Source organism: Methylobacterium sp. GXF4 (genome assembly GCF_000272495.1).
Lineage (GTDB): Bacteria > Pseudomonadota > Alphaproteobacteria > Rhizobiales > Beijerinckiaceae > Methylobacterium > Methylobacterium brachiatum.
The window spans coordinates 16307-40291 of sequence record NZ_AKFK01000010.1 but is presented as its reverse complement, the minus strand read 5'-3'; the positions used below and the strand labels follow the sequence as shown (position 1 = coordinate 40291).

At 66.7% G+C, this 23985-nt stretch carries 24 protein-coding genes; 17 read left to right on the top strand and 7 right to left on the bottom strand.

The features are described from left to right. Positions 1 to 261: 261 nt before the first annotated feature. Positions 262 to 1701, bottom strand: a complete 1440-nt coding sequence (locus WYO_RS01765; RefSeq protein WP_007558306.1) for a PLP-dependent aminotransferase family protein — start codon at positions 1699 to 1701, stop codon at positions 262 to 264. Between the two features lie 357 nt (positions 1702 to 2058). Between WYO_RS01765 and WYO_RS01760 the strand changes: the two genes are divergently transcribed. The 9 genes from WYO_RS01760 (at position 2059) to WYO_RS01720 (ending at position 10675) form a co-directional block, all read left to right on the top strand. Beyond that, positions 2059 to 2541 carry an MSMEG_0572/Sll0783 family nitrogen starvation response protein gene (locus tag WYO_RS01760; RefSeq protein ID WP_007558304.1) on the top strand — a complete coding sequence of 161 codons (483 nt, stop codon included), beginning with the start codon at positions 2059 to 2061 and terminating at the stop codon, positions 2539 to 2541. Between the two features lie 83 nt (positions 2542 to 2624). Continuing rightward, complete coding sequence (locus WYO_RS01755; RefSeq protein WP_007558302.1) at positions 2625 to 3701, top strand: Nit6803 family nitrilase; 1077 nt, start codon at positions 2625 to 2627, stop codon at positions 3699 to 3701. Then, positions 3655 to 4758 carry an MSMEG_0568 family radical SAM protein gene (locus WYO_RS01750; protein WP_007558301.1) on the top strand — a complete coding sequence of 368 codons (1104 nt, stop codon included), beginning with the start codon at positions 3655 to 3657 and terminating at the stop codon, positions 4756 to 4758. Before WYO_RS01755 ends, WYO_RS01750 begins: the two co-directional genes overlap by 47 nt. Then, complete coding sequence (locus WYO_RS01745; RefSeq protein WP_007558299.1) at positions 4755 to 5300, top strand: MSMEG_0567/Sll0786 family nitrogen starvation N-acetyltransferase; 546 nt, start codon at positions 4755 to 4757, stop codon at positions 5298 to 5300. Before WYO_RS01750 ends, WYO_RS01745 begins: the two co-directional genes overlap by 4 nt. Continuing rightward, complete coding sequence (locus tag WYO_RS01740) at positions 5300 to 6295, top strand: sll0787 family AIR synthase-like protein (RefSeq protein WP_007558297.1); 996 nt, start codon at positions 5300 to 5302, stop codon at positions 6293 to 6295. The genes WYO_RS01745 and WYO_RS01740 overlap by 1 nt, the downstream gene beginning before the upstream one ends. Further along, positions 6292 to 7467 (top strand): MSMEG_0565 family glycosyltransferase, encoded by a 1176-nt coding sequence (locus tag WYO_RS01735; RefSeq protein ID WP_007558294.1) that lies wholly within the window; start codon positions 6292 to 6294, stop codon positions 7465 to 7467. The genes WYO_RS01740 and WYO_RS01735 overlap by 4 nt, the downstream gene beginning before the upstream one ends. After that, entirely contained in the window at positions 7460 to 7741 is a 282-nt protein-coding gene (locus WYO_RS01730) for an MSMEG_0570 family nitrogen starvation response protein (RefSeq protein WP_007558292.1), read from the top strand. The genes WYO_RS01735 and WYO_RS01730 overlap by 8 nt, the downstream gene beginning before the upstream one ends. A 38-nt stretch (positions 7742 to 7779) precedes the next feature. Continuing rightward, positions 7780 to 9048, top strand: coding sequence for an MSMEG_0569 family flavin-dependent oxidoreductase (locus WYO_RS01725; protein ID WP_007558290.1), 1269 nt, complete (start codon positions 7780 to 7782; stop codon positions 9046 to 9048). A gap of 655 nt (positions 9049 to 9703) precedes the next feature. After that, positions 9704 to 10675 carry a transporter gene (locus tag WYO_RS01720; RefSeq protein WP_007558288.1) on the top strand — a complete coding sequence of 324 codons (972 nt, stop codon included), beginning with the start codon at positions 9704 to 9706 and terminating at the stop codon, positions 10673 to 10675. A 607-nt stretch (positions 10676 to 11282) separates the two neighbouring features. Here the strand turns inward: WYO_RS01720 and WYO_RS01715 are convergent. Further along, positions 11283 to 12188: an AraC family transcriptional regulator gene (locus tag WYO_RS01715; protein ID WP_007558286.1), complete on the bottom strand. Its 906-nt coding sequence runs from the start codon at positions 12186 to 12188 to the stop codon at positions 11283 to 11285. Positions 12189 to 12444: 256 nt separating this feature from the next. On the opposite strand from WYO_RS01715, the gene WYO_RS01710 reads away from it, so the two are divergent. The 3 genes from WYO_RS01710 (at position 12445) to actP (ending at position 15520) form a co-directional block, all read left to right on the top strand. After that, entirely contained in the window at positions 12445 to 13608 is a 1164-nt protein-coding gene (locus WYO_RS01710) for an NADH:flavin oxidoreductase/NADH oxidase (protein ID WP_007558284.1), read from the top strand. A gap of 51 nt (positions 13609 to 13659) precedes the next feature. After that, the gene (locus tag WYO_RS01705) at positions 13660 to 13923 is read left to right on the top strand and encodes a DUF485 domain-containing protein (RefSeq protein WP_007558282.1); all 264 of its coding nucleotides are present in this window, start codon (positions 13660 to 13662) and stop codon (positions 13921 to 13923) included. A 109-nt stretch (positions 13924 to 14032) separates the two neighbouring features. After that, positions 14033 to 15520 carry a cation acetate symporter gene (actP, locus tag WYO_RS01700; RefSeq protein WP_230368062.1) on the top strand — a complete coding sequence of 496 codons (1488 nt, stop codon included), beginning with the start codon at positions 14033 to 14035 and terminating at the stop codon, positions 15518 to 15520. Positions 15521 to 15829: 309 nt separating this feature from the next. Here the strand turns inward: actP and WYO_RS32455 are convergent, their stop codons facing one another. Together WYO_RS32455 and WYO_RS32450 are read right to left on the bottom strand one after the other, a co-directional pair. Then, the gene (locus WYO_RS32455) at positions 15830 to 16141 is read right to left on the bottom strand and encodes an AraC family transcriptional regulator (protein WP_348270284.1); all 312 of its coding nucleotides are present in this window, start codon (positions 16139 to 16141) and stop codon (positions 15830 to 15832) included. A gap of 39 nt (positions 16142 to 16180) precedes the next feature. Beyond that, positions 16181 to 16726 carry an AraC family transcriptional regulator gene (locus WYO_RS32450; protein WP_007558277.1) on the bottom strand — a complete coding sequence of 182 codons (546 nt, stop codon included), beginning with the start codon at positions 16724 to 16726 and terminating at the stop codon, positions 16181 to 16183. A 133-nt stretch (positions 16727 to 16859) separates the two neighbouring features. Between WYO_RS32450 and WYO_RS01690 the strand changes: the two genes are divergently transcribed. From WYO_RS01690 to WYO_RS01680, 3 genes are read left to right on the top strand one after another with little or no spacing between them, the layout of a single operon-like run. Next, complete coding sequence (locus tag WYO_RS01690) at positions 16860 to 17615, top strand: SDR family oxidoreductase (RefSeq protein WP_007558276.1); 756 nt, start codon at positions 16860 to 16862, stop codon at positions 17613 to 17615. Positions 17616 to 17673: 58 nt separating this feature from the next. Continuing rightward, positions 17674 to 18102: a tautomerase family protein gene (locus tag WYO_RS01685; protein WP_007558275.1), complete on the top strand. Its 429-nt coding sequence runs from the start codon at positions 17674 to 17676 to the stop codon at positions 18100 to 18102. A gap of 53 nt (positions 18103 to 18155) precedes the next feature. Next, positions 18156 to 19295, top strand: a complete 1140-nt coding sequence (locus tag WYO_RS01680; protein ID WP_007558274.1) for an epoxide hydrolase family protein — start codon at positions 18156 to 18158, stop codon at positions 19293 to 19295. Between the two features lie 465 nt (positions 19296 to 19760). Here WYO_RS01680 and WYO_RS01675 read toward each other — a convergent pair whose 3' ends face one another. Beyond that, complete coding sequence (locus WYO_RS01675) at positions 19761 to 20606, bottom strand: helix-turn-helix transcriptional regulator (protein WP_007558272.1); 846 nt, start codon at positions 20604 to 20606, stop codon at positions 19761 to 19763. 99 nt (positions 20607 to 20705) lie between these two features. Between WYO_RS01675 and WYO_RS01670 the strand changes: the two genes are divergently transcribed. Then, on the top strand, positions 20706 to 21608 hold the full coding sequence (locus WYO_RS01670; RefSeq protein WP_007558270.1) for an SDR family oxidoreductase: 903 nt from the start codon (positions 20706 to 20708) through the stop codon (positions 21606 to 21608). 30 nt (positions 21609 to 21638) lie between these two features. On the opposite strand, the gene WYO_RS01665 is transcribed toward WYO_RS01670, so the two are convergent. Continuing rightward, on the bottom strand, positions 21639 to 22370 hold the full coding sequence (locus WYO_RS01665) for an SDR family oxidoreductase (protein WP_007558269.1): 732 nt from the start codon (positions 22368 to 22370) through the stop codon (positions 21639 to 21641). A gap of 82 nt (positions 22371 to 22452) precedes the next feature. Here WYO_RS01665 and WYO_RS01660 point away from each other — a divergent pair, with 82 nt between their 5' ends. Then, positions 22453 to 22845 carry a helix-turn-helix domain-containing protein gene (locus WYO_RS01660; protein ID WP_007558268.1) on the top strand — a complete coding sequence of 131 codons (393 nt, stop codon included), beginning with the start codon at positions 22453 to 22455 and terminating at the stop codon, positions 22843 to 22845. 200 nt (positions 22846 to 23045) lie between these two features. Here the strand turns inward: WYO_RS01660 and WYO_RS01655 are convergent, their stop codons facing one another. Beyond that, positions 23046 to 23951 carry an AraC family transcriptional regulator gene (locus WYO_RS01655; protein ID WP_007558267.1) on the bottom strand — a complete coding sequence of 302 codons (906 nt, stop codon included), beginning with the start codon at positions 23949 to 23951 and terminating at the stop codon, positions 23046 to 23048. Positions 23952 to 23985 lie beyond the last annotated feature (34 nt).

Sequence of the window (23985 nt, the reverse complement as noted above, 5' to 3'; positions counted from 1 at the left end):
TTTCCGGCCTGCCTTCCCCGAAGCGGTCATTCCGCTTCCGGCCAGCCTACGCCATGCCGGATCTCCGATGGGCGCAAAAGCGGTCGTTCCGCTTTGCGCCCATCCAAGCCATTTAATCTTCTGACGTTGTATCCCGTAAGCGGACCTTCGTGCGCCGCTGCGAGCCATTCACATTAGGATCGCGAACTGGCCGAGGTTGAAACCGCTAAGCTTACCTCCGACTGACCGAGGGCATTTCGACCTGTATCCGGCTCGAAAAATTCAGATGTAGGCTGAGGCGAGGGCCGGCGAGCCTTCGAGGGCGTGGGCGAGCACTTCCAGGCCGTGCGTGATCTGCTGCCGGGTTGAGGGGCCGCCCAGACAGAGACGGACCGCTTCCGGCGGCGTCCCCGCGACGCAAAACGGGTCGCTGGCGATGACGCCGAGCCCGGCCGACCGACCTTGGCTGGCGAAGGCCGAGCGCGTCCAACCCTCCGGCAGCGTGATCCAGACGTGGAAGGCATGCGGATCGGCGGTGTAGGTCCCGGCGGGAAGCATCGCGGTTGCGATGCGTTGGCGCGCGGCCGATTCCTCGCGAACGAACTGCACGATGGCCTCCGCCGTGCCGTCCATGATCCACCGCGTCGCCAGGGCCGTCGCGATCGGTGAGGCCATGACCGTGGCCGTGCGCAGGGCGCCGCCCAGTGGCAGGGCGGACCGGGCGCTCGGGGCGACCAGGAAGGCGAGCCGAAGTCCGGCACCCAAGCACTTGGCGAGACCTGCCACGTAATAGGTGATCTCCGGCGCGAGTTCCGCAAAACTCGGCGGCGGGGTCGGGCAGATGCGGGCGTAGGCGTCGTCCTCGATGATGGTGACGGCGTATCGCCGCGCAACCGCGATCACAGCCTCGCGCCGCGTCCTGGGCAGGGTCGCGGTGGTGGGGTTCTGTAGCAACGGGTTCAGGTAGATGGCCTTCGGTGCCACTTTGGTGCAGGCGGCGGCGAAAGCATCAGGATCGACGCCGTACCGGTCCATGGGCAGATCGACGAGGCGAAGGCGCAAATGCGCCGCAAGCGCGCGGATGCCGGGATAGGTGATCCGCTCGGCGCAGATCGTGTCGCCCGGCCGGGCGACCTGCCCCAGGATGCTGAACAGGGCGCTGTGCGCCCCCGGGCAGATCAGCAGACGCTCCCGGGACGTGACGACCCCGCGGCCTTTCAGCCAGCGCAAAGCCGCCTCCTTGTCCTCCTCGGTCCCGCCGAAGCCCTGATAGCGCAATAGGTTGGTGAGATTGCCGGACAGATCCACGAGTGCGGCCTGCATCCGGGCTTGCAGGGCCGGCGTGTCAGGCTCGGGGGGCAGGTTCATGGTGAAATCGACCGGACCGATCCGACGCGCGGGCGCGGCGGCAGGCGAACGGGGCGGGCGAGCCGGATCGACCACGAAGGTCCCCTGGCCGACGCGCCCCTCGATCAGTCCGCGCTTATGGGCCTCGACGTAGCCGCGTGAAACCGTCGTGAAGTTCAGATCGAGCGCCTCGGCGAGGGCGCGCTGGGTCGGGAGGCGCGTCCCCGCCGTCAGGCGCCCCGTCCGGATGTCGTCGGCCAAGGCCTCCGCAATCGCGAGGTAATGAGGCTTGCCCCACCGCTTTAGATCCGGCGTCCAGGCGCCGGTCCCTCCAATCTGCGCGTTCAGTCGTTCGTCTCGCTCGGGCGAAGTCATGCGTGGCGGCCCAGATCATGATGCGATCAATGCTTGATTGTATGGTCTGCAATAGCCGTACCGCGATCAAGCTCCGCAGGACCATTCTCCGGCATCCATACAATGCCGACAATCTTCGATCCGCAAACAGCCATCCTCTGGTGATTGTGTACTCATATTTCGCTCAATAACTAGGCGGCAGGCGCAAGGCCTAATATACTCGAGCCAGCTGCATTGATCGCATTATTGTATGAATATCGCTCCGACACCTTGTATGGCTGATTGATCGAAGTCCTCTGGCACACCGCTTGCCATGAATGGTTTACGGCCGCTCGAAGTTCAGTCTTCCGCGGTCCAATCCTTCGAGGAGAGAAATCAATGCCTGCTGTGAACCGCGAGCATCACAAGAAGGGCGACTTCCTGGTCGATTACGAGGAGAAGGTCTTCGAGGACGTCAAGGCCGAGCCGGGCCAGAAGGCGCTGGTGACCTTCCATACCGTCGCGTTCGAGGGTTCGATCGGCCTTGTGAACCTGCTCCAGGCCACGCGCCTGCAGCGCAAGGGGTTCGAGACGTCGATCCTGCTCTACGGTCCGGGCATCACGCTAGGCGTCCAGCGCGGCTTCCCACGGCTCGGCGACGAGGCCTTTCCGGGCCACCTCAACTTCAACAACCAGCTTGAAAAGTTCATGGCCGAGGGTGGCAAGGTCTATGCCTGCCGGTTCTCGACCCAGGCTCTCTACGGCCACGGCGAGGCCGCCTTCATCGAGGGCATCCGCATGATCAACCCTCTCGACGTCCTCGACTGCATCCTCCTGCACAAGCGCGACAACGCGGTGATCATCGACACCTGGACCGTCTGATCGGCCCTTTGGCTTCCAGTCCGGGACGTCGCATCCGGCGGCCGCGCGCGACGTGGCCGCCGTTCACAGCCGGAGGATCGCCCATGTCAGACAGCCGGATCGTGCGGGCCGCCGCCGTCCAGATCGCGCCAGACCTCGACCGGCCGGAGGGCACTCTGGAGCGGGTGCTCAATGCCATCGATGAGGCCGCCGCCAAGGGCGCGCGCTTCATGGTCTTTCCCGAGACCTTCGTCCCCTATTACCCCTACTTCTCGTTCGTGCTGCCGCCGGCGATGCAGGGCGCCGAGCACCTGCGCCTCTACGAGCGGGCCGTGACGGTGCCGGGACCCGTGACCCAGGCGGTCTCCGTCGCCGCACGCCGTCACGGGGCGGTCATCGTGCTCGGGGTCAACGAGCGCGATCACGGCTCGCTCTACAACGCGCAGCTGGTCTTCGACGCCGACGGGAGCCTCAAGCTCAAGCGCCGCAAGATCACGCCGACCTATCATGAGCGGATGATCTGGGGTCAGGGCGACGGCGCCGGCCTTACCGTGGTCGATACGGCGGTGGGGCGCGTCGGCGCGTTGGCCTGTTGGGAGCACTACAATCCGCTCGCCCGCTACGCCCTGATGGCGCGCCACGAAGAGATCCACGCGGCGCAGTTCCCGGGCTCCCTCGTGGGCCAGATCTTCGCCGACCAGATGGAGGTGACGATCCGCCATCACGCCCTGGAGGCGGCCTGCTTCGTGGTGAACGCCACGGGCTGGCTCACCGACGAACAGGTGGCGCAGGTCTGCCCGGACGAGCGCCTGCGCGGCGCCTGCCACGGCGGCAACTGCACCGCCATTGTCTCGCCGGAAGGCAAGCACCTCGCGGAGCCGCTGGGCGCTGGCGAGGGTATCCTGATCGCCGACATGGACCTGGCGCTGGTGACCAAGCGCAAGCGGATGATGGACTCGGTCGGCCACTACGCCCGGCCCGAACTTCTCAGCCTGCTCCACGACGACCGCCCGGCCTCGTTCGTGCACCAGCCGATCCGTTCCCAGACCGATTTCCGGAGTCTCGACCATGAGCAGCAGCCCGCTTCCGACGAGCCTTCCCGCGTTCCCGCCGGTGGTGGCGGGCTTGGTCGGGATGCCGACGGAGCGCCTGATCAACGCATTGCAGTCCTACGGCGTTAGGCTCGCCGACAGCCGCGCCGGGGCGCCGAGCCGCCGCGGCGGGGCCGGTCCGTCGGACCACAAGGCCATGACCATCGCGGGCCGGACCGTGATGGTGCCGGTCCACACCGAGGCCGCCTTTGATTCGCCCTTCCTCGTCCGCCGCCCGGACGACAACGGGGTCTCGGTGATCGAGCATGACGGCGTGGTGATCGGGCAGGCGACCTTCCCGGGCAAGCCGCGCTTCTACGCGCTCTCGACCTTCGACGGCGTGCCGTATTCGAAGATCGCCGTTCTGCACGGGCGGGACGTGCTGGCCACCACCGTGCTCCAGACCTGTATCCGCTACGCGAGCCGCACGAAGACTTGCCAGTTCTGCTCGATCGGCCAATCGCTCGCCGCCGGTCGCACCGTCGCGCACAAGACGCCCGAACAGCTGGCCGAGGTCGCCCGCGCAGCGGTGCTCCTCGACGGCGTCAAGCACATGGTCATGACGACCGGCACGCCGAACGCGACCGACCGGGGCGCCGCCGTGCTCTGCGAGAGCGCCTTCGCCGTCAAGGCCGCGGTCGACCTGCCGATCCAGGCGCAGTGCGAGCCGCCGGATGACGACCGCTGGTTCGAGCGGATGAAAGCGTCGGGCATCGATGCCCTCGGTATGCATCTGGAAGCCGTCACGCCCGAAGTCCGGGCCCGGATCATGCCCGGGAAGGCGAGCGTGCCGCTGGAGCGGTACTACGGGGCCTTCGAGGCGGCCGTTCCCGTCTTCGGGCGGGGCCAGGTCTCGACCTACATCCTGGCCGGGCTAGGCGACGCCCCGGAGGCGATCCTGGCGATGGCCGAGCGCCTGATCGGGATGGGCGTCTACCCGTTCGTGGTGCCGTTCGTGCCGATCTCGGGCACCCCGCTGGAGAGCCATCCGGCGCCCGGCCCCGATGTCATGCACGGCATCCTCAAACCCCTCGCGGACATGCTGGTCGGCGCGGATCTTCGTTCGACCGACATCAAGGCCGGATGCGGGCGCTGCGGCGCCTGCTCGGCGCTCTCCACCTACGAGCGCGCGGGGGCGGTCTCATGATCTTCGAGCCCGTGCCGCCCTATTGGCCAAGCCACTTCCGCATCAAGTTCGCCACGAGTTCGTGGGAGCGGAACGCCTGCGCGGCGCTCCGCCGCCAGGTCTTCTGCACGGAGCAGCGCATCTTCACCGGGGACGACCGGGACGCCGTCGACGCGCACGCGATCCCGATCTGTGCCCTCTCGACTCTCGGCGGCGACGCCGACGCGGTCGTCGGCACCGTCCGCATCCACGAAGCGTCGGAGCGTGCCGGCGCATGGTGGGGATCCCGCTTGGCCGTCGCCGGACCGTTCCGCGGCACCGCTGCCCTGGGAGCCGGGCTCATCCAAGTCGCGGTCTCCTCGGCCCATGCGAGGGGCTGCACGCGGTTCCTGGCCCACGTGCAGGATCGGAATGTTCCGTTGTTCCAGGCCCTGCATTGGACGAGCCTCGACGAGGTCGAACTGCACGGGCGACCGCATCACCTGATGCAGGCAGACCTCGCGGCCTACCCGCCGATGCACGACCCCGAGCACGGGCTCGTCACGTTCCACAAGGCCGCGTGATGTCGTCGGGCTTCGACATCCAGTCCTTGGCCGGCCAGATCCGTGACGCGCGCGGAGTCGCGCACAAGCGCGACATCGATGCCGTGGTCGAGCGGCTCGGGCTGAACAGCCGGCACGACGCGGTGCCGGTCGGCGACGATTGTGCCGCCATACCGGATGGCGACGGCCACCTGCTGTTCGCCATCGAGGGCTTCCTCGACAGCTTCGTCGCGGCCGATCCGTATTTCGCTGGCTATTGCGGCATCATGGTCAACCTCAGCGACATCGCCGCCATGGGTGGGCGCCCGCTCGCGGTAGTCGACGCGCTGTGGAGCCGAGATGCCGCGGCCGCGGACCCGATCCTGGCAGGCCTGTCCGACGCAGCGGCACTGTACGGCGTCCCGATCGTCGGCGGTCACACCAATACGCGCGCTGAAGCCGGCAACCTCGCGGTCGCCGTGCTCGGCCGCGCTGGCCCGCGCCTGCTCACGAGCTTCGACGCGGCGCCCGGCGACGACTTCGTCGCGGCGATCGACCTGCGCGGACGCTTCCGCGACCCATACCCGTACTGGGACGCCTCGACCGGCACGGCCGGCGAGCGTCTGCGCGGTGATCTCGCGCTGCTGCCGGGCTTGGCGGAGAGCGGGCTCTGCCGGGCGGCCAAGGACATCAGCATGGCGGGCGTCGTCGGCACTGCCCTGATGCTGCTGGAATGCTCGCATGTCGGCGGCATCATAGACCTCGACGCGATCCCGCGGCCCACCGGTGTCCCGCTCGACCGGTGGCTCACCGCCTTCCCAAGCTTCGGCTACCTTCTGAGCGTGCACCCGGACTGCACGCCGGACGTCCTCGCGCGGTTCGCCGAACGGGATATCGCGGTCGCCACGGTCGGTAAGCTCGATGCGAGCCGGGTCGCCCGGGTTCGCGATGCCTCCGGCGGAGAGGCCGTGGTCTGGGACTTCACGATCAGCCCGCTGATCGGTTGTGGCCAGGATGGCGCGGGTGTCGTCCGATGACGCCCCTGCGCATTGCCATCCTGACCCACTCCACCAATCCACGGGGCGGCGTCGCGCATTGCCTCGCCCTGGCCGAGGCCCTGTGCGCGCTCGGGCATGAGGCGGTGGTCCACGCGCCCGATCCGTCGGGGCGCGGCTTCTTTCGCGCGGCCGCCTGCCCGACGGTATCGGTAGCCGCAAAGCCGATCGCCGGCGCAACGGTCGACCTCGTGCGGGCGCGCATCGACGATTACCTGCGCCACTTCGCGTCCCCCGCCGCCTGTGACTTCGACGTCTTTCACGCCCATTGCGGCATCGGCGGCAATGCCCTCGCGACGCTGAAACACCGCCGCTTGATCCCCGGCTTCGTGCGCACGGTCCACCACGTCGACAGCTTCGCCGACCCGGTGCTCGCGACGTGGCAGGATCGCTCGATTCGTGAGGCCACGCACCTGCTCTGTGTCAGCCGCACCTGGGCCGACCGGATCGCGACCGATCGCGGTGCGGAGATCGGTGTCGTCGGGAACGGCGTGGACTTGGCGATGTACCAGGAGGCGCCGAGCGAAGCCGATCTGATTGTGAGGGAGCGCTGGGGCCTCGGTGCCGGGCCGGTCGTCCTGAGCGTCGGTGGCTTCGAGGCGCGCAAGAATACGGCCGGGATCATCGAGGCTTTCGCGCTCTTGCGTCGACGCCATCGCCAAGCGCAGCTCGTGGTCGTCGGCGGCGCATCGCTCCTCGATCACGCCTCCTATGGCGCCCACTGCCGCGCCACTCTGCAAGCCCATGGGCTTGCGATCGGGCGCGGCGAGGCGGTGATCGAGACCGGGCCCGTCTCGCAGGAGGAGATGCCGGCCTTCTATCGCAGAGCGGCCGTCCTCGCCTTTCCATCCTGGACGGAGGGTTTCGGGCTCTGCGTCCTGGAGGCGATGGCCTGCGGCACCCCGGCGATCGTCTCTCGCCTGCCGCCCTTCACCGAGTACCTCCGGAGTGACGACGCCCTCTTCGTCGATCCCGGCGATCCCCGGGCCATCGCCGACGCCATGACGGCCGCCCTGGCCCCGATGACGCGCGCGAGGCTGCGGGTTGCCGGTTCGACCCGGGCCGCCGCTCATTCCTGGGGCGCCTGCGCCGAGCGTCACCTCGATACTTACGCGGCCTGCGCCCGCGTCGAACGGGAGCCGATCCATGCCTGAGATGCACTTCCACATCCGCTGGCCCAATGGCCGGCGCGAGGCCTGCTACTCGCCCTCCCTCATCGTGAAGGATTTCCTCGCGGTCGGCGAAAGCTACGCCCTCGACGCCTTCGTTGAGAAGACCCGCACGGCCCTCACAATCGCGAGTGAGCGGGTGCGCGAGAAATACGGCTTCGCGTGCTCGTCGGCGATGGCCCAGCTCGCCCGGATCGAGACCGCGGCGAAGCAGCAGGACCCCGGGGGCCTCGTCACGGTCGAGACCTTCGAGTCCTGAACCCGGCGCCTTCCTCGAAGCATCGCGGAGTTAGAGCCATGACGTCCACGCCCCGTCACGTCCCCGTCGCCATCGTCGGCGGTGGCCAGGCCGGTCTCTCGGTCAGCTATCACCTGAAGCAGCGTGGGATCGATCATCTCGTCTTCGAGAAGGCATCCGCGGCGCACACGTGGTCGAGCCAGCGCTGGGACACGTTCTGCCTGGTCACGCCGAATTGGCAGTGCGACCTGCCCGGCCATCCCTACGACGGGCCGGATCCGGACGGGTTCATGAAGAAGGATGAGATCGTCGCGTATCTGAAGAACTTCGTGGCGAAGGTGAACCCGCCGATCCGGGAGGGTGTCGCAGTCACACGCGTCGAACGGCGCGACGACGGGACCTTCTCGGTCCAGACCTCGGACGGCGACTTCACGGCGAACGAGGTCGTGGTCGCCTCGGGCGGCTATCACACCCCGATCATACCGCGCATGGCCGAGAAATTGCCGGGGTCGGTCACGCAGATTCACTCGAACCAGTATCGCAACCCGGCCCAACTGCCGGAGGGCGAGGTTCTGGTGGTCGGCTCAGGTCAATCCGGCGCGCAGATCGCTGAAGATCTGCATCTCGCCGGTCGCACAGTGCATCTCGCGGTAGGCGACGCGCCACGCTGCGCCCGGTTCTACCGCGGCCGCGACGTCGTCACGTGGCTCGCCGATATGGGCTATTACGAGATGACCGTCGACAACCATCCGCTGCGCGACGGCGTCCGCGACAACACCAACCACTACGTGACCGGGCGCGACGGTGGCCGGGACATCGATCTGCGTCGCTTCGCCAAGGAGGGCATGAAGCTCTACGGTGTCCTGGAAGATTTTGAGGATGGCAGCCTACGCTTCCGCGACAATCTCAAGCGCTCACTCGACGGGGCCGACCGCACGTACAACGGCATCAACGCGGCCATCGACAAGTACATTGCCGAAAACAACGTCGATGCTCCGGTGCAGGCGCACTACACCCCCGTTTGGGAGCCGGGCGAGCCCATCACCCGTCTTGCCCTCGAAGGCTCCGGCATCACCGCGATCGTCTGGTGCATCGGTTTCACGCCGGACTTCCGATGGCTCGACGCGTCCGTGTTCAACGGAGCGGGAAACCCCAAGCACAAGCGTGGCGTGACGCAGGAGGACGGCGTCTATTTCATCGGTCTGCCCTGGTTGAATACCTGGGGCTCGGGCCGCTTCGGCGCAGTCGGCCGCGATGCCGAGTTCGTCGCGCAGAGGATCCAGACGCACCTCGGCGCCGAGCGGTTCGCCCTGAAGTTCGCCGTTTAGATGAAGCGCTCCCGAAGCGGCCGCTGGTACGGCACCGATGGCTGCCTCAGCCGGTGTTTGAGACAGCCTCGCCATCGCGTTATCTCGGGCGCGGGTTGATCAAGCCTCGAAGCCTGATGCCGCGCGGCCGCTCACCTGCGCGTAGGAGAAGGCCTGCGCAGCTAACCTTCAGGCATCGTGGCGTTGGATTGTCCCTCCAGCATGCTGCCCGCCCCACATGGGATATGCCGAACCTCTGTGTAGACGGTCTGTTTGAGAACAGGCCGTGGAAAGCGCTGGGACATCGTTCGTGAGAGTTGATTGCTCAAGCGCCCGATAGAGGCACGGCTAAGTCCTAAGCGGTCGTCCTTGCTGGCATCTTCTCTATGCCTCAGCCGTGCGAGCGAGCGAGCTCCGGCATGCTTCGATCCGGCCGCCGACAAGCGTGCTTTCGCAGCAACATGAGCGCACCCCCTCGTATCGCTCGTCATTTTTACAGTAGACTCAAAGTCAAACAATGACACACTTATAGTCGATATGGGAATGCGTACAAATTGATCGCGTTTCCATACAACTAAGACGCTGAAGTCCAACAAAACAACCGATCGGTATCTGCGCCGGGGCTTTTCGGCGAACGGGAACGCTCGGCCTGCGCCCGGCAAAAAGGGGATTGAGGATGCTGAACAGGATCACGGCAACGCTCGCGGGCGCTGCGGCCGTCGCGTTGAGCGCGACGGCCGCCTTCGCCCAAGCCACAACGATTCCGGGCGAGCAAGTCGGCCTCGCCGCCGGCGCGCCGTTGCCCGAGGGCCTCTACGCGGTCGACACCTTCATTTACCGTCGCACGGATCAGCCCTTCTCGCCCGACACCGCGATCAACGTCCCGTTCCTGCTCTGGTCGACCCCGCTGACACCTTTCGGCGGCCGCATCGAAGCGCTCGTCGCTCAGCCCACCGTTTTCGCCTTCACCCGCAACGGCGCCGGCCAGCGAAACAAGGATATCTCGATCAACGTCGGCACCCTCCTTGCCGGCATCTGGGCGTTCGACCTCGGCAACAATTTCGGCGTCAGTTTCCTGGGCGGCGTTCACTTGAACGACCTCGATGCCGGTCGCGGCTCGCTCGGGACCGGTTTGGCTGGAACGCCGGTGCTGCCGCAATTCTCTTCGAACACGTACAGGTTCGGCGTCGCCGGCAGCTACACCGGCGACGGCTGGAACATCACCGCCAACCTGACCGGCAACGTCTACGACACGCCCGGCCGCTTCGGCGGTCCCGTCGGTGCAGCGATCGGCCCAATCCGCCTCTCGGATGCAATCCTGCTGGATCTGACCGCCACGAAGAAGTTCGGCAACTTCGAGATCGGCCCGGTCGCCTACGGTGTCTACAACTTCGACACCAGCCAGTTCAGCGCCGCGAACGGCAATCGCGGCCGCTTCGCCGTCGGTGGCCTCATCGGTTACGATTTCAAGGCCTTCACCGTTCAGGCGTATGTGGCACGCGACGTGGTCACCGGTGCCCAGTACACGAACGCGCTCGGCCGGACCCGAGACAATTATTCGACCGACGGCTTCGTCCGCTTCGTCGTCCCGCTCTACACCCCGCCGGCGCCGGCTGCGGTGGTAGCCCCGCTGATCCGCAAGGGCTGACGCCAAGCGCTCATCCACCACGATCCGCACGCGGCCGTGGTGCACACGGAATCGAAGTGGAAATCCTTCCCAGGGTCCACGCTTCGATAGGGGCCGAGCGGCCCGGTCTCAACAGCTAAACCCGCTCGGCCCCGCTGGCACACGGGGATGGTACAAAGTTGCCGAAACGACCGTCGTGACAGAGGCTGTGGCCCTGTACCAAATAGGCTGGATTCATCGATTATTTTTGGCCGCAAGTACTTGGACGGCCAACACTCGCTTTGCTTGGAAGTTTGTCCGATACTAGCTATACCGATATCGGCCAAGCCCGGTCTACCGCTCGGCTCTTATAGTTGCCGTATTGCCCCTCTCTGCGCGACCGGGAGCAAATAACGGGTCTGCATGTTCGACAACGGCCACATCATCCGCGAGGGACAGGTTTCGACTCTACGAATGGATCCAACCCCTATGAGAGAGTTCATGGGGCCAGTATCCCAAGATGCTCGCCACCAAGCCGCATTTTTCCGCGAGGTCTTCATATCTGCAGGCGTGCCAGTAAAACTCAGCCGGCGCGCACAGATCCTGCAAGTCCGACAGCCCAGATCACTGTCAAATTCGCATCGCCGGATCAGGATTGCCCGCAGAGCCTGTAATTTTTCGGTGTGAGGCCCGTCACCCGGCGAAACGCTGTCGCTAGATGGCTCTGGCTTGAGAAGCCCGTATCCAGCGCGATCGAGGTGACGGTGAGATCGGTCGAGAGGAGCAGGTTTTTGGCCCGCTCCACCCGGCGTGACAGCACGTATTGATGGACCGTCGTGCCCCATTGCCGGAGACAGGAGCGGGACAAGGAGCGTGCGGATACGCCGACCTCGCCCGCGATGGCCTCGAGGGACAGATCGTCGGCAAGGCGGTCCTCGATCAGGTCGCGGACGCGCCTCATCTCGCCGCAATCGAGCACCTGCCTGTCTGGGCCCCGCCGCGATGAGCGGCCGTTGGCTGTGTAGATCCGAACGAGTCGCACAACCATGGCGTGGACCAACTCGTCGACGTAGAGCGCCGACGAGGGATCCGGCTCCTCCCGCATGATCTCCAGGATAGCCAGCGCCAACTGCTCCAAGAGCGGGTCGGACGTCCCGAGCGGAACGTCGAGTTCGACGCGTGGGGCGGTCGCGCTGCACATCTGGCGCGCGGTCTCGTCGATCAATCCCTGGCGGAGATGCATCGCCAGCATCTCTGAGCGCCCCCGTCTCTGCCATTCGCTCTCGTCATGGGCCGGGATCAGGTGGAACTGGCGGGGACGCAGCGTGTGCGTTTCGGTCATGCCGCCGCGCCCGATGCGCCGGCGGATCTGGGCGGGACGATTGACGCAGTAGCCGAGGCAGGGGTTGCCGACCGGGTCGAGTGTCCCCGTCCAGGGCTCTACGGCGACGTGCTGCGCGTGGATGTCCCGCCAGCCCCGCCCCGTGCTGCGGGCCAATGCAATGTTCTTCGGCCAGGAGCCGATGTCACGCGTCTGCATCGTCGTGACCGTCATGGCCTCAATCTCACTGATACGCCCCGCCGGCGCATCCTCGCCTCACGATGTCCGGAATCTGTTCGAACCCGGCATGAATTTGGAAGAACGCCCTCAGAGGCTAAGCGCAGTCTAGTGCTCGAACAAGTCATCGACCGAGAAGATCCAGGCATCTAGCTGCCTGTTCATCGGCAGTATTGGCTTATTTTTCGAGCAGATCGCTCGCTTCTCCGGCAGGATGCTTGGCCGGACGGGGCGGGCGGGGAGACCAAGCCCGATGTCCTCACTGTTCAGCGAACTCCGGGTTCGCGACGTCACGCTGCGCAATCGCATCGCGGTCTCGCCAATGACCCAGTTCTCGTCGCCGGACGGACTCGTGAACGACTGGCACCTGGCGCATCTGGGCTCGAAGGCGGCAGGGGGCGCCGCCCTCGTCGTGGTGGAGCAGGCGGCCGTCTCGCCGGAGGGCCGCATGTCCACCCAGTGCGCCGGTATCTGGAACGACGCGCAGGGCGAGGCCCTGGCGCGCATCGCCCGCTTCGTGGCGTCCGTCGGGGCGGTCCCTGGCATCCAGCTCGGCCACACCGGCCGCCGGGGCTGCGTCGAGCCTCCGTGGAAGGGCGGCGGCCATCTGCCGGACGACCATCCCGACGCGTGGGAGATGATCGGCCCCTCCGCCGACGCCTTCGGCGGAGCCATGCCGCGGGTCCCGCGCGCCATGACGCACGACGATATCGCGACGGTGACGCGCCAATACGCCGAGGCTGCGCGCCGCGCGCGGGAGGCCGGTTTCCAGTGGCTGGAGATCCACTGCGCACACGGCTTCCTGCTGTCGAGCTTCTTCTCGCCCCTGGCCAACCGGCGCACCGACGCATACGGCGGCGACTTCGCCGGGCGCAGCCGGTTGCTCATCGAGGTCTTCGAGGCGGTACGCTCGGAATGGCCCGAGCGGCTGCCGCTCTCCATGCGGTTCGGCGTGACGGAGTTCGCGCCCGGCGGCCAGACCATCGACGAGTCGGTCGAATTGGCCCGGCTGCTCGCCCCTCGGGGCCTCGACCTCGTAGACGTTTCCTTCGGCGGCAACTCGGGCCGCGCCCAGACGCCGTGGGACGAGGAGGGGTTCATGGTCCCGGCTGCGCAACGCATCCGGGAGGAGGCGGGCGTCCTGACCGCTGCGAACTGGAACCTCGCCGATCCCGTCTTCGCTGAGGCGATCGTCAAGGAAGGTCAGGTCGACCTCGTCATGCTCGGCCGGCCGATGCTCGCCAACCCCCATTGGCCCGTCTACGCGGCGATGGTTCTTGGCGAGGCGCGTCCTTACGACATGCTGCCGGTCCAGTTCAGCACGTGGCTCAACAAGTATCAGCGTAGCCGCGTCAACAACGGCTTCGGCCGCGTGGTCGCCGACGCTCCGGGCGATGCGCCGAAAGCTGCCGAGTAATCCTCGATCTCACCCCTGTTTGTCCCACTGCTCTGAGCCGGAGTGCGACTGATGCCTGTCCAACGAACACCGACCGCGGCGCCGAACAACGACCTGCCGCAAGCCCGCCTCGGCTGGATCATGGCCGCCATCCAGACGCTCATCTACGGCAGCTTCGTCGGCACCTTCATCGTCTCGCCCGCCACTATGACGCGGCCGATCGCACCCGGGATGGCCGTGACGGTCGGCACCGTCGGCGGTCTCCTCGCCATCCTGTCCACCATGATCCTGACGGGGCTCTACGTCCTGCTCGCCAACCGTCTCACCGCGCGCTGAGGAGGCAGACACCATGCGAAGGTCCATTCTTGCCGTCTCACTTATCCTAGGCGCCATTGCCCCGGCGCTCGCTGCCGAAAGCGGCGGCCTCAACCCCGCAGCAATCGGAATGTTCGTCGGCATTGTTCTCGTAACGTTGGGCATCACCTACTGGGCGGCGCGGCGCGCCCATTCGGCCGACCAGTTCTATGCCGCGGGCGGTCAAATCTCCGGCTTCCAGAACGGCATCGCCCTGGCCGGCGACATGATCTCGGCCGGCGCGCTCCTCGGGCTTGCCGGTCTGATCTGCTCCTCCGGCTTCGACGGCCTGATCTTCGCCGTCGGCTATGCGACCGGCCTGCCCTTCGTCGTCTTCCTGGTGGCCGAGCGGCTGCGGAAGCTCGGGCGCTACACGGTGGCCGATGTCCTGGCGACGCGCTTGTCGGAGACACCGATCCGCATCTTCACCGCGATCGCGACCCTCATCATCGTAATGTTTTACCTCATCGCCCAGATGGTCGGGGCGGGCCAGTTGATCCGGCTGCTGTTCGGGCTCGATTATCTCTATGCGCAGATCCTCGTGGGCGCGTTGATGATCTGCTACGTGATGTTCGGCGGCATGGTGGCGACGACCTGGGTTCAGATCGTCAAGGCGGCGCTGCTGCTCACGGCTGGCATCGCGATCTCGCTGCTCGTCCTGGCCAAGTTCGGCTTCGACTATAATACCCTCGTCGCCCGGGCCATCGCAGTGCACCCAAGGCACGCTGCGATCATGATGCCGCAAGTCTATTCGGGGAGCGTCTGGCAATCGGTCTCACTCGGCATGACACTGATGCTTGGGGCGGCGGGCCTCCCGCACGTCCTGATGCGCTTCTTCACCGTCCCGGACACCCGTGCGGCCAGGGTGTCGGTCTTCTGGGCCGTGATGTGCCAGAGTGGTTTCTTCGCGCTCATCTTCATAATCGGGTTCGGAGCGCTGGCCATCATCGGCGGAGATCCGGCCTATCTCGACGCCAAGGGCGCTATCCGCGGTGGTGGCAACATGGCCACCGTTCATCTATCCCACGCGCTGGGCGGCGACACGCTCATGGGCCTCGTCTCCGCCGTGGCCTTCGCCACGATTCTGGCGGTGGTCGCGGGGCTGACGCTGACGGGCGCCTCGGCGGTCTCGCACGACCTCTACGCCCGCATCATTGGCCGGGGCCGGGCGACGGAGCGCAGCGAGATCCGGGCCTCGCGGCTCGCCACCGTCGGCCTCGGCATTCTGTCGGTGCTGCTCGGCATCGCCTTTCAGACCCAGAACGTCGCCTACATGATCAGCCTCGCCTATGCGGTGAGCTGCAGCTCGACCCTGCCGCTTCTGATCCTGGCGCTGTACTGGGGCGGGCTGACGACCCGGGGGGCGATCGCCGGCGGCGTGATCGGCCTCGTCGGCGCCGTCGCCCTCACAGTCCTCGGGCCACCGGTCTGGGTGAAGGTGCTCGGTAACGCCGCTCCGATCTTCCCGCTCGATCCCCCGACCATCGTCACGATGCCGCTGGCGTTCCTCACGGCCTTTGTGGTCTCGGTCATGGATAGGAGGCCGGCATCGGCGTCGGCCATATCCCCCGCGGTCTGATACAGATCTTGCACGGCCTCGCGTTCTCGACTGATGCGAGGCCACGTCAGACGCCCGCGATCTGTAACCAAAGCTGTAATTCGTTCGTGTGCCCTTGAGGGAGCTGGGTACTTCCGCTTCGCCGGCGCGAATCTCCCAAAGCGGAACTTCAGTTATCGGCCATGTGCCGTCGGCACCTGCGTCCCTCAGGACGTGTCAGATGGGTGGATATCTGCCGGTCTGCTTCCGAGCGGCCGAAGCATCAGAGCGGACGTCGAGGTCCCGCCTGCTCCCAACGCTTGGCAGGCATTGGCAGCGTCCGCTCGAAGGCTATGCAGCAAACCCGATTTGTACCCGCGCTTGACGAATTTCGCGCGCGGGCGATTGACCAAACATCCGCCCATACTCACGGGTGAACTGCGGCACGCTCTCGTAGCCCACCGCATAGGCGGCGCGGCCTGCGCCGAACCCTTCCGCTAGCATCAGCCGCCGGGCCTCGATCAAGCGTAGCTGCTTCTGGAACTGGATCGGCGAGAGCGAGGTCACGCCCCGGAAGTGCAGGTGAAACGACGATGGGCTCATACCGGCCACCGCCGCCAGCCGCGCGATGGACAGCGGCTGGGCGTACTCCGTCCGTAGCACGGCCACCGCGCGGGCGACGTGCTCGGCATGGCCGCCGGGTCAGCCCAGCGCGCGCATGGCTGGTCCGTGCCGGCCCAGCATTAGCCAGTAGTGCAACTCCCGCACAAGCTGCGCCTGTAGCACGCCGATGGATGCGGGACGATCGAGCAAGCGCATGAGGCGCAAGGCCGTGTCGGCCGCTTCCGTCTCCGTAGGATCGACGGCGACGGAATGGACCGGCCCCGGTGGCGGGGTTCCGTCCACCTGCGCTAGCAGCTCGGCTAGCACGGCGCTATCGAGTTCGAGCACCAGGGAAAGGTAAGGCCGCTCCGCACTGGCTTCCGTGATTTGACTGACCGTTGGCACGTCCGCCGTGATCAGCAGTGAGGCTCCCCCGCTGAACGTGAACGCCTGGTTGCCTGTCGTGACGTGCTTGCTGCCTTGCAGGACGAGGCAGACCAACGGCCGGTTGATCGCGTGAACCAGGCCGCTCGGGGCGGCAGCCCGTACCAGGGTCAAACCGGGGATGGCGGTAGCGGTCAGTTCGCCCGCGCCTGGATAGGCGCTGGTGAAGCGGTCAACAGCCTCGCGCAGGGCTTCGCTCATGCGGCCATCCTAGCTGCACCACCGCCTGCGCACAAAGCCTACAAGAGGATTAGGCAAGAAAGCACGAGGTTTCGGCAACGACGATCGGGCCCTCTGGCCGCATCATGGTCGGGCAACAAAGGAGTATCCGACCATGAGCAAAATCGCTCTCGTAACCGGTGGCAGCCGGGGTCTCGGCCGCAACACCGCCGTCAGCATCGCCCGCCACGACGGCGACGTGATCCTGACCTACCGCACCAACAAAGAGCAGGCAAAGGCCGTCGTCGCCGAGATCGAGGCGCTGGGCCGGAAGGCGGTGGCCTTGCAGCTGGACACCGGCACCGTTGCGACCTTCCCAGCCTTCGTGGAGGCGCTACGCGCCAGCCTGACGCAGACCTTCGGCCGCGATACACTCGATTACCTGGTCAACAACGCCGGGCACGGCGAGATGGCCGAATTCGCCGCCGCCACCGAAGCGCAGTTCGACCAGCTGTTCAACGTCCATGTGAAGGGCGTGTTCTTCCTCACCCAGGCCCTGTTGCCGGTGCTGGCCGACGGCGGACGCATCATCAACTTCTCGTCCGGCCTGACCCGCGTGTCGTTCCCCGGTTTCTCGGCCTACTCGGCGGCCAAGGGCGCAGTGGAGGTCCTGACAGTCTACCTCGCCAAGGAGCTGGGCGCGCGCGGCATCACCGCCAACACGGTCGCCCCCGGCGCGATCGAGACTGACTTCCTGGGCGGCGCGGTGCGCGACATCCCAGACTACAACAAGGCGTTTGCAGGCATGACGGCGCTAGGCCGCGTCGGCCTGCCCGACGACATCGGTCCCATGGTGGCCAGCCTGCTCGGCCCGGACAATGGCTGGGTCACCGGTCAGCGCATCGAGGTCTCTGGCGGTCAGACCATCTGAGCCGCGACGATGGGTGCCGCACGGCGGCACCCGCATTCGTTCACAGGGACGCTGCTCCATGCCCAAGCTCATCATCCATTCGCCGGCTGGCACCTTCGACGCCGCCGATCGGCAGCGGGTCGCTGGCCCACTGACAGCGCTCGGCCTCGACTGGGAGGTACTACCGCCCTCGCCGATGTTGCGTAGCACCGTGTGGACTTACTTCGCCGACTATGCGGCAGATGCCGTATTCATGGGCGACGAACTCGCTCGGCTGCCCGTCGTGACGCTCCAGATATACGTGCTGGCAGGAGGATTGGATGCTGCTGGCAAGCGCCGGCTTATTGAAGGCGCAACCGCCATCCTTGATCGGCGGCCGGACGGCGCAGCGGTCGCCCCGGTGTACGTCGTCATTCACGAGGTTGCCGAGCAAAATTGGGGCATCTTCGGAAAACAGGCCGACCTTACCGCGCTGCGGGCGAGCGCACCGGATGCGCCGGCGATCTGATGTTCAAGCAATCCCTTAGACGATGGCGTTTCCCAGCTTAAGCGGAGAACATCATGATTTCACCCTACACGATCAACATCTCTGACGAACGGCTCGCGACGATCAGAGCCAAGATCGAGGCTTACGACTGGAGCCAGCTGCCGGATGCGGGGGGCTGGTCAGCGGGGGTCGGGGTTGATGACCTCAAGCGGCTCGTCGCGTATTGGAGGGATAGCTACGACTGGCGTGCGGTCGAACGGCGCCTCAATGCACTCCCCAACTTCACAGCCGACGTGGAAGGCGAACACCTCCACTTCGTTCATGTGAAGGGCGACGGCTCCGAGCCGCCCGTCCTACTTCTCCACGGCTGGCCGGGCTCGTATCTTGAGTTCGAGCGGCTGTTGGAGCCGCTCGCAGCGGACGGGCACGATGTTGTTGTCCCCTCGCTTCCAGGCTTCGCGTTTTCCAACCCGATCACGCAACCAATTGGCCCGCGGCAAGCTGCTGCGCTCGTGCATGGGCTGATGGCCCAACTGTTCGGCGACGCGCCGTATTTCATTCAAGGGGGCGATTGGGGCCACGGCATAGCGGCCTGGGCAGCGCATGATCGACCGGATGCTCTGCTCGGCATCCATATCAACATGATGACCGTGCGTGCGGAGGACGCCGCTCCGACGACCGACGAGGAGAAGTCTTTCGCCGCCAAGCGGGCCGCGATGGCCGATCGGGAGAGCGCCTATTTTCACGAGCAGGCGACCCGTCCGCAAACGCTCGGCGTCGCGATGGCCGACAGCCCGGTCGGAGTGGCGGGCTGGATACTCGAAAAGTTCGGCAAGTGGGCCGATCTTCCGACAACCGCCGACGGCGACCCCGACATCTGGAGCAAGTTTTCCGAGGAGGAGCTCCTCACCAACATCATGCTCTACATCGCGCCGGCATCGTTCGTGACTGCAACCTGGATCTACTACGGCAGCCGGCTTGAGGGATCGATGATGCTTCCGGCCAGCACCCGCATCCAGGTGCCGACCGGCGTTGCGGCGTTCCCCGATCCGGTGTTCTCGCCGCCGCCTCGCTCATTCGCGGAGAAGACCTACAACGTCGTGCATTGGACCGACATGCCGCGAGGCGGGCATTTCGCCGCGCTGGAAGAGCCGGAACTGATGCTAGCTGACCTCCGCGCCTTTATCGCGACGGTGTCGGGAACGCGCTTCTGAAGGTGGAGATCTCCGCTTCCGAAGCGCGGCGCGTGGCGCTGGCGGCGCAGGGCTCGAATGCTCTGAGTTGTCACGACCGCATCGGTGCAAGTTTTCCCCAAACCGCTTCCCGAATGCCATTCTCTGAAATGGCCAAGCGACGATAGCGAAACGGGACGCTTTCCGCGCGTTGAAGGACCGCTTTCGGGGAGGCCTTGTGGTTTCGGCCCGGCGATGAAGGGTCGATAGCGGGAGGTCCGCTCAGGGTGGATTGCTACTGTTCTGGTTTCGGGAAGGGGTTCGAAGAAAGCGGACGGTCGACAGTTGGCTGGAATTGGGTGACGGCGGGCGAACGCAGCCGGGACCTCGTCGCGCGGGGCGACCGCGCGCACATGGGCGACCCGGGCGTCGAGGCGATCCTCTACCGGTTGATCGACGATGCGCGCCGGCAGCTCCTCAGGCGCGTGCCGGCCAATGCGAACGACCCTAAGCCCGGCCTTGCCGGCTGGCGGAGCGTGCCGCGACCAGGGCGCGTATCCCTGCGGCGACGGTGTCGGCGACAGGATTGTAGACGAGCATGCCGAGGTCGGGCCGCCCATCCACCGCGAAAGCCGAGTATTCCAGCTCGATCTCGCCCAGGGTCGGGTGCCGCAGGCGCTTGACCCCGTCCCCGTGGACCCGGACGTCGTTCTCGTGCCAGAGCGCCTCGAACTCCGAGCTCGTGCGGCAGAGCTCCTCCACCAACTGGCCGACCTCCGAGGTGGCCCCGGCCCTCGCCGCGTCGGCCCGGAACGTGCCAACCACGAAGCGCGCCACGCTTTCCCAATCTTGCTGCGCGCTCCGCACCCGCAGGTCGCCGAACATCCGGCGGAGGATGTTGCGCTCGCGGAACGGGACGGTATCCCAGTCGGTCAGCACCACGGCGGCGGCCGGGTTCCAGGCGAGGACGTCCCAGGTGGCGGTCTTCACCAGCGCGGGGCTCGCCTCGAGCGTGTCGAGGAGGCGCTGCAGGCGCGGCGTCACGCCTTCGACCGGCCTGTAGCGGACCTCGGGCGGCCGCCCAAGCCCCAGCAGGAACAGGTGCTCGCGTTCGGGCTCCGTCAGCATCAGCCCGGACGCGATGCGGTTGAGCACGTCCGCGGAGGGGGCTCCGCCGCGTCCCTGCTCCAGCCACGTGTACCAGGTTGCACTGATGTTGGAGCGTTGGGCGACTTCCTCCCGGCGTAGGCCCGGCGTCCTTCGGCGCCCGGAGAACCCGAAGGCCGCTGGGTCCAACTTTGTCCGCCGGTCTCGGAGATAGGCCCCGAGCAGGTTCTCCGAGGTGGACGGCATCGCGAGCCTGTTGGTGATTATACCCGGATAAGGTCACTACTTTAACCGGATGCCGGCAAGCGCGACAGTCGGCTTCCTCGCCCCTTCGGACAAGCCCCCATGCGCATATTTCTGACCGGTGCGACCGGCTTCATCGGCTCGGCCATCGTTCCCGAACTCCTCGCCGCCGGCCATCAGGTTCTCGGGCTGACCCGCTCGGAGAGGGGCGCCCGGGCCCTTCGCGACGCCGGGGCCGTGCCGCATCTCGGCAACCTGGAGGATCTGGACAGCCTGCGCCGCGGCGCCGCCCAGGTGGACGGAGTGATCCACACCGCCTTCGACCACGACGACTTCTCGAACTTCGCCGCCAATTGCGAGAAGGACCGGCGCGCCATCAAAGCCCTCGGCTCCCCCCTCAAGGGCTCGGATCGGCCCCTGATCATCACCTCCGGGACCGGCTTCGGGAGCCCCGCCCCGGGCCGGCCGGCGACGGAGGACGTCTTCAACGCCGAGCATCAGAACCCGCGCATCACGTCCGAGCTGGCAGGGGCCGCGCTGCTGGAGACGGGCGTCAACGTGTCGGTGGTGCGGCTCCCCCAGGTGCATGACAGGGTCAAGCAGGGCCTCGTCACCTACCTCGTCGAACTGGCGCGCCGGAAGGGCGTCTCGGCCTATGTCGGGGACGGGACGCACCGGTGGTCGGCCGCTGCCGTACTCGACGTCGCCCGCCTTTACCGGTTGGCTCTGGAGCAGCGGGAGACAGGGGCACGCTACCACGCCGTCGCCGAGGAGGGCGTCCCGACTCGCGCCATCGCGGAAGTCCTCGGTCGGGGGCTGAACGTGCCGGTCAGGTCCCTTCCGCCGGAGGAGGCGGCCCGGCATTTCGAGTGGCTCGGCGCATTCGCCGGTGTGGACATGTCGGCCTCGAGCTCGTGGACGAAGGCCCGGCTGGGGTGGCACCCGACCGGGCCGGGGCTGATCGCCGACCTCGAAGCGATGCGGTACCATGAGGCCGCTCCCTGACAGCGGCTCCATGACCCCCTGACCGGGACGCTAGACCTGCCGCATCCCGCCATCGACGCACAGTTCGGCGCCCGCGATGAAGCTCGCCTCGTCGCTCAGCAGGAACAGCGTGGCCGCCGCCACCTCCTCCGGGCGCGCCATGCGGCCGAGGGGGATTGGTGCGATCAGCGCGGCCCGCCCCTCCTCCGGCACGCTAGCCATCATGGCGGTGTCGGTTGGGCCGGGGGCCACCACGTTCACACGGATACCCTGCGGGGCCAGTTCCGCTGTCCACGTGCGCGCGTAGGAGCGCAGTGCCGCCTTCGTCGCGCAGTAAGTCCCGTAGGGCGTGATGCCTGCGGCATCGGCAATTGATCCCATCAGCACGACCGACCCACCCCGCCCCATCGCGCTCAGCGCCGCCTGCAACCCGAAGACGGTCCCACGGACGTTGACTGCAAAGTGCCGGTCGAAATGCTCGGGCGTCCCGTCGCGCAGGGTTGCCGGTTCCGAGATGCCCGCGTTGAGGACCAACGCGTCGATCCGGCCATATGCCTCCCTCACCGTCTCCACGACGCGGTGCAAGTCCTCTTGTAGGGCCGCGTCCGCAATGAGACCCCGCGCACCACGCCCGATCCTAGCGGCGGCGGCCTCGACATCGTCGGTGCGCCGCCCGGTGAGCACGACCGACGCACCCTCGACCGCCAGCCGCTCGGCGACCGCAAGGCCGATCCCCTTCGCTCCGCCGACCACGAGAGCAACCTTGTCCACCATGCGCGCCATTTCGGAATCCCTTCGTCTACGAGGGGACATGTGATACACAACGTATATCTGCTATCAAGAACGCACTTAGGGTGGCCTAGATATGGCCGACGATACCGACCTCGAGGCACTGTCCGAGTGCGCGCTCGCCAACATGGCGCGGGTGCGCCCTGTGCTGGACAAGATCGCCGACAAGTGGACGATCCTGATCCTCACGGTGCTCTGCCCGCGGCCGTCGCGGTTCAACGCGATCAAGCGGCGGCTCGACGGCATCACGCACAAGGCGCTGGCGGACGCGCTGAAGCGGTTGGAGCGCAATGGTCTGGTGACCCGGACGGTGCTGCCGACCGCACCAATCGGTGTCGAGTACGCGATCACCCCGCTTGGCCATTCGCTGCGCCAACCCTTCGAGGCGCTCTGCGCATGGGCACTGACCAACGAAGCGGCGATTGAGGCGGCCAACCACGAGCATGACTGCTTCAAAACGAAGCCGTGAGGAAGCGCGCCGTGTCAGGCAACGCTTCGAGCTCCACGGTGACGTCAAGGCAGACCTTTAGGAACGCCTGCTTCTGTTCGGAGATACCTCGGATCGAGACACCGGCGAGGTCTGCTGAAATCGTGTTGCGCTCGCAGCCAGACACTGGAAAGGCGCAGTAGGCCTCGTTGATGGCCCGAGCACCTGCCGTTGTGCGCTGGTCAAGCCGATTGACTGTGCTCCCGGGCATACGCCGCCGGCGGCAAGCCCACATGGCGGGAAAACGCCACGCTGAACGTGCTCGCGGAGCCGTAACCCACTCGCACGGCCACCTCGGCGATGCCGCCGCCCTCGCGCCGGAGAAGGTCCTTCGCCAGGGCCATTCGCCAACCGAGGAGATACTCCATCGGCGCGACACCGACTGCGCGCCTGAAGCGCTCGAAGAATACGGAGCGCGAGAGCCCCGCCTCCTGCGCCAGCCCTGCGACGGTCCAGGCGGCGGTCGGCATCTCGTGCATCCTGCGCAAGGCCACGCTCAAGCGTTCGTCACCGAGTCCCCGCAGGAGGCCCGGTGACAGCGCGGGGCCGCCCATGGAGCGCAGCGCCTCGATCAGCATGACCTCCAGAAGCCGCTCCAAGATGAGGTCCCGCGCGGGCCTGCGCTGACGCGCCTCTTCGCCGACGAGGTACATGAGGGAGGCCAGCTTGGTCTCGCCTCGAACGTGGACGAGGCTCGGCAGGAGCGACACCAGCAGGCCTGCGTCGGGCGAGCCGAAGGTGCAGTAGCCTACGAGCATGCGGACGTCCGCCGGGCCGTCCTGCCGCCCGACCCGGAACTCGCCGGGCCCCACCTCGACCGGCATCGTCTCGGAGCCTTCGATCGGGGGCATGAGGCTCGACATCTCGAACGCGTCCGCAGCCGGGACAAGGAGGAAGTCCCCCTGCTCCAGGACTACCGGATCGCGGTCCCGGATCGTCAGGCGGCATGAGCCCTCCAGCGCGGCGCAGTAGAACGGACGACCGTGCTCCGCCCGGCGGACTCGCCAGGGACCCGAGGCGCTCACGGACTTGGAGAACGCGGCTCTGGGACGGAGCAGGGTGACAACGTCAGCGAGCGGATCGGACATTTCCGGACTTTCGCTAATGAGATCAGGACGCGCG

What these genes read in the sequence shown, in the direction of transcription:
- WYO_RS01765 (WP_007558306.1), bottom strand. Translation starts at nt 1,701, where the DNA reads ATGACTTCGCCCGAGCGAGACGAACGACTGAACGCGCAGATTGGAGGG.
- WYO_RS01760 (WP_007558304.1), top strand. Translation starts at nt 2,059, where the DNA reads ATGCCTGCTGTGAACCGCGAGCATCACAAGAAGGGCGACTTCCTGGTC.
- WYO_RS01755 (WP_007558302.1), top strand. Translation starts at nt 2,625, where the DNA reads ATGTCAGACAGCCGGATCGTGCGGGCCGCCGCCGTCCAGATCGCGCCA.
- WYO_RS01750 (WP_007558301.1), top strand. Translation starts at nt 3,655, where the DNA reads ATGCCGACGGAGCGCCTGATCAACGCATTGCAGTCCTACGGCGTTAGG.
- WYO_RS01745 (WP_007558299.1), top strand. Translation starts at nt 4,755, where the DNA reads ATGATCTTCGAGCCCGTGCCGCCCTATTGGCCAAGCCACTTCCGCATC.
- WYO_RS01740 (WP_007558297.1), top strand. Translation starts at nt 5,300, where the DNA reads ATGTCGTCGGGCTTCGACATCCAGTCCTTGGCCGGCCAGATCCGTGAC.
- WYO_RS01735 (WP_007558294.1), top strand. Translation starts at nt 6,292, where the DNA reads ATGACGCCCCTGCGCATTGCCATCCTGACCCACTCCACCAATCCACGG.
- WYO_RS01730 (WP_007558292.1), top strand. Translation starts at nt 7,460, where the DNA reads ATGCCTGAGATGCACTTCCACATCCGCTGGCCCAATGGCCGGCGCGAG.
- WYO_RS01725 (WP_007558290.1), top strand. Translation starts at nt 7,780, where the DNA reads ATGACGTCCACGCCCCGTCACGTCCCCGTCGCCATCGTCGGCGGTGGC.
- WYO_RS01720 (WP_007558288.1), top strand. Translation starts at nt 9,704, where the DNA reads ATGCTGAACAGGATCACGGCAACGCTCGCGGGCGCTGCGGCCGTCGCG.
- WYO_RS01715 (WP_007558286.1), bottom strand. Translation starts at nt 12,188, where the DNA reads ATGACGGTCACGACGATGCAGACGCGTGACATCGGCTCCTGGCCGAAG.
- WYO_RS01710 (WP_007558284.1), top strand. Translation starts at nt 12,445, where the DNA reads ATGTCCTCACTGTTCAGCGAACTCCGGGTTCGCGACGTCACGCTGCGC.
- WYO_RS01705 (WP_007558282.1), top strand. Translation starts at nt 13,660, where the DNA reads ATGCCTGTCCAACGAACACCGACCGCGGCGCCGAACAACGACCTGCCG.
- actP (WP_230368062.1), top strand. Translation starts at nt 14,033, where the DNA reads ATGTTCGTCGGCATTGTTCTCGTAACGTTGGGCATCACCTACTGGGCG.
- WYO_RS32450 (WP_007558277.1), bottom strand. Translation starts at nt 16,726, where the DNA reads ATGAGCGAAGCCCTGCGCGAGGCTGTTGACCGCTTCACCAGCGCCTAT.
- WYO_RS01690 (WP_007558276.1), top strand. Translation starts at nt 16,860, where the DNA reads ATGAGCAAAATCGCTCTCGTAACCGGTGGCAGCCGGGGTCTCGGCCGC.
- WYO_RS01685 (WP_007558275.1), top strand. Translation starts at nt 17,674, where the DNA reads ATGCCCAAGCTCATCATCCATTCGCCGGCTGGCACCTTCGACGCCGCC.
- WYO_RS01680 (WP_007558274.1), top strand. Translation starts at nt 18,156, where the DNA reads ATGATTTCACCCTACACGATCAACATCTCTGACGAACGGCTCGCGACG.
- WYO_RS01675 (WP_007558272.1), bottom strand. Translation starts at nt 20,606, where the DNA reads ATGCCGTCCACCTCGGAGAACCTGCTCGGGGCCTATCTCCGAGACCGG.
- WYO_RS01670 (WP_007558270.1), top strand. Translation starts at nt 20,706, where the DNA reads ATGCGCATATTTCTGACCGGTGCGACCGGCTTCATCGGCTCGGCCATC.
- WYO_RS01665 (WP_007558269.1), bottom strand. Translation starts at nt 22,370, where the DNA reads ATGGCGCGCATGGTGGACAAGGTTGCTCTCGTGGTCGGCGGAGCGAAG.
- WYO_RS01660 (WP_007558268.1), top strand. Translation starts at nt 22,453, where the DNA reads ATGGCCGACGATACCGACCTCGAGGCACTGTCCGAGTGCGCGCTCGCC.
- WYO_RS01655 (WP_007558267.1), bottom strand. Translation starts at nt 23,951, where the DNA reads ATGTCCGATCCGCTCGCTGACGTTGTCACCCTGCTCCGTCCCAGAGCC.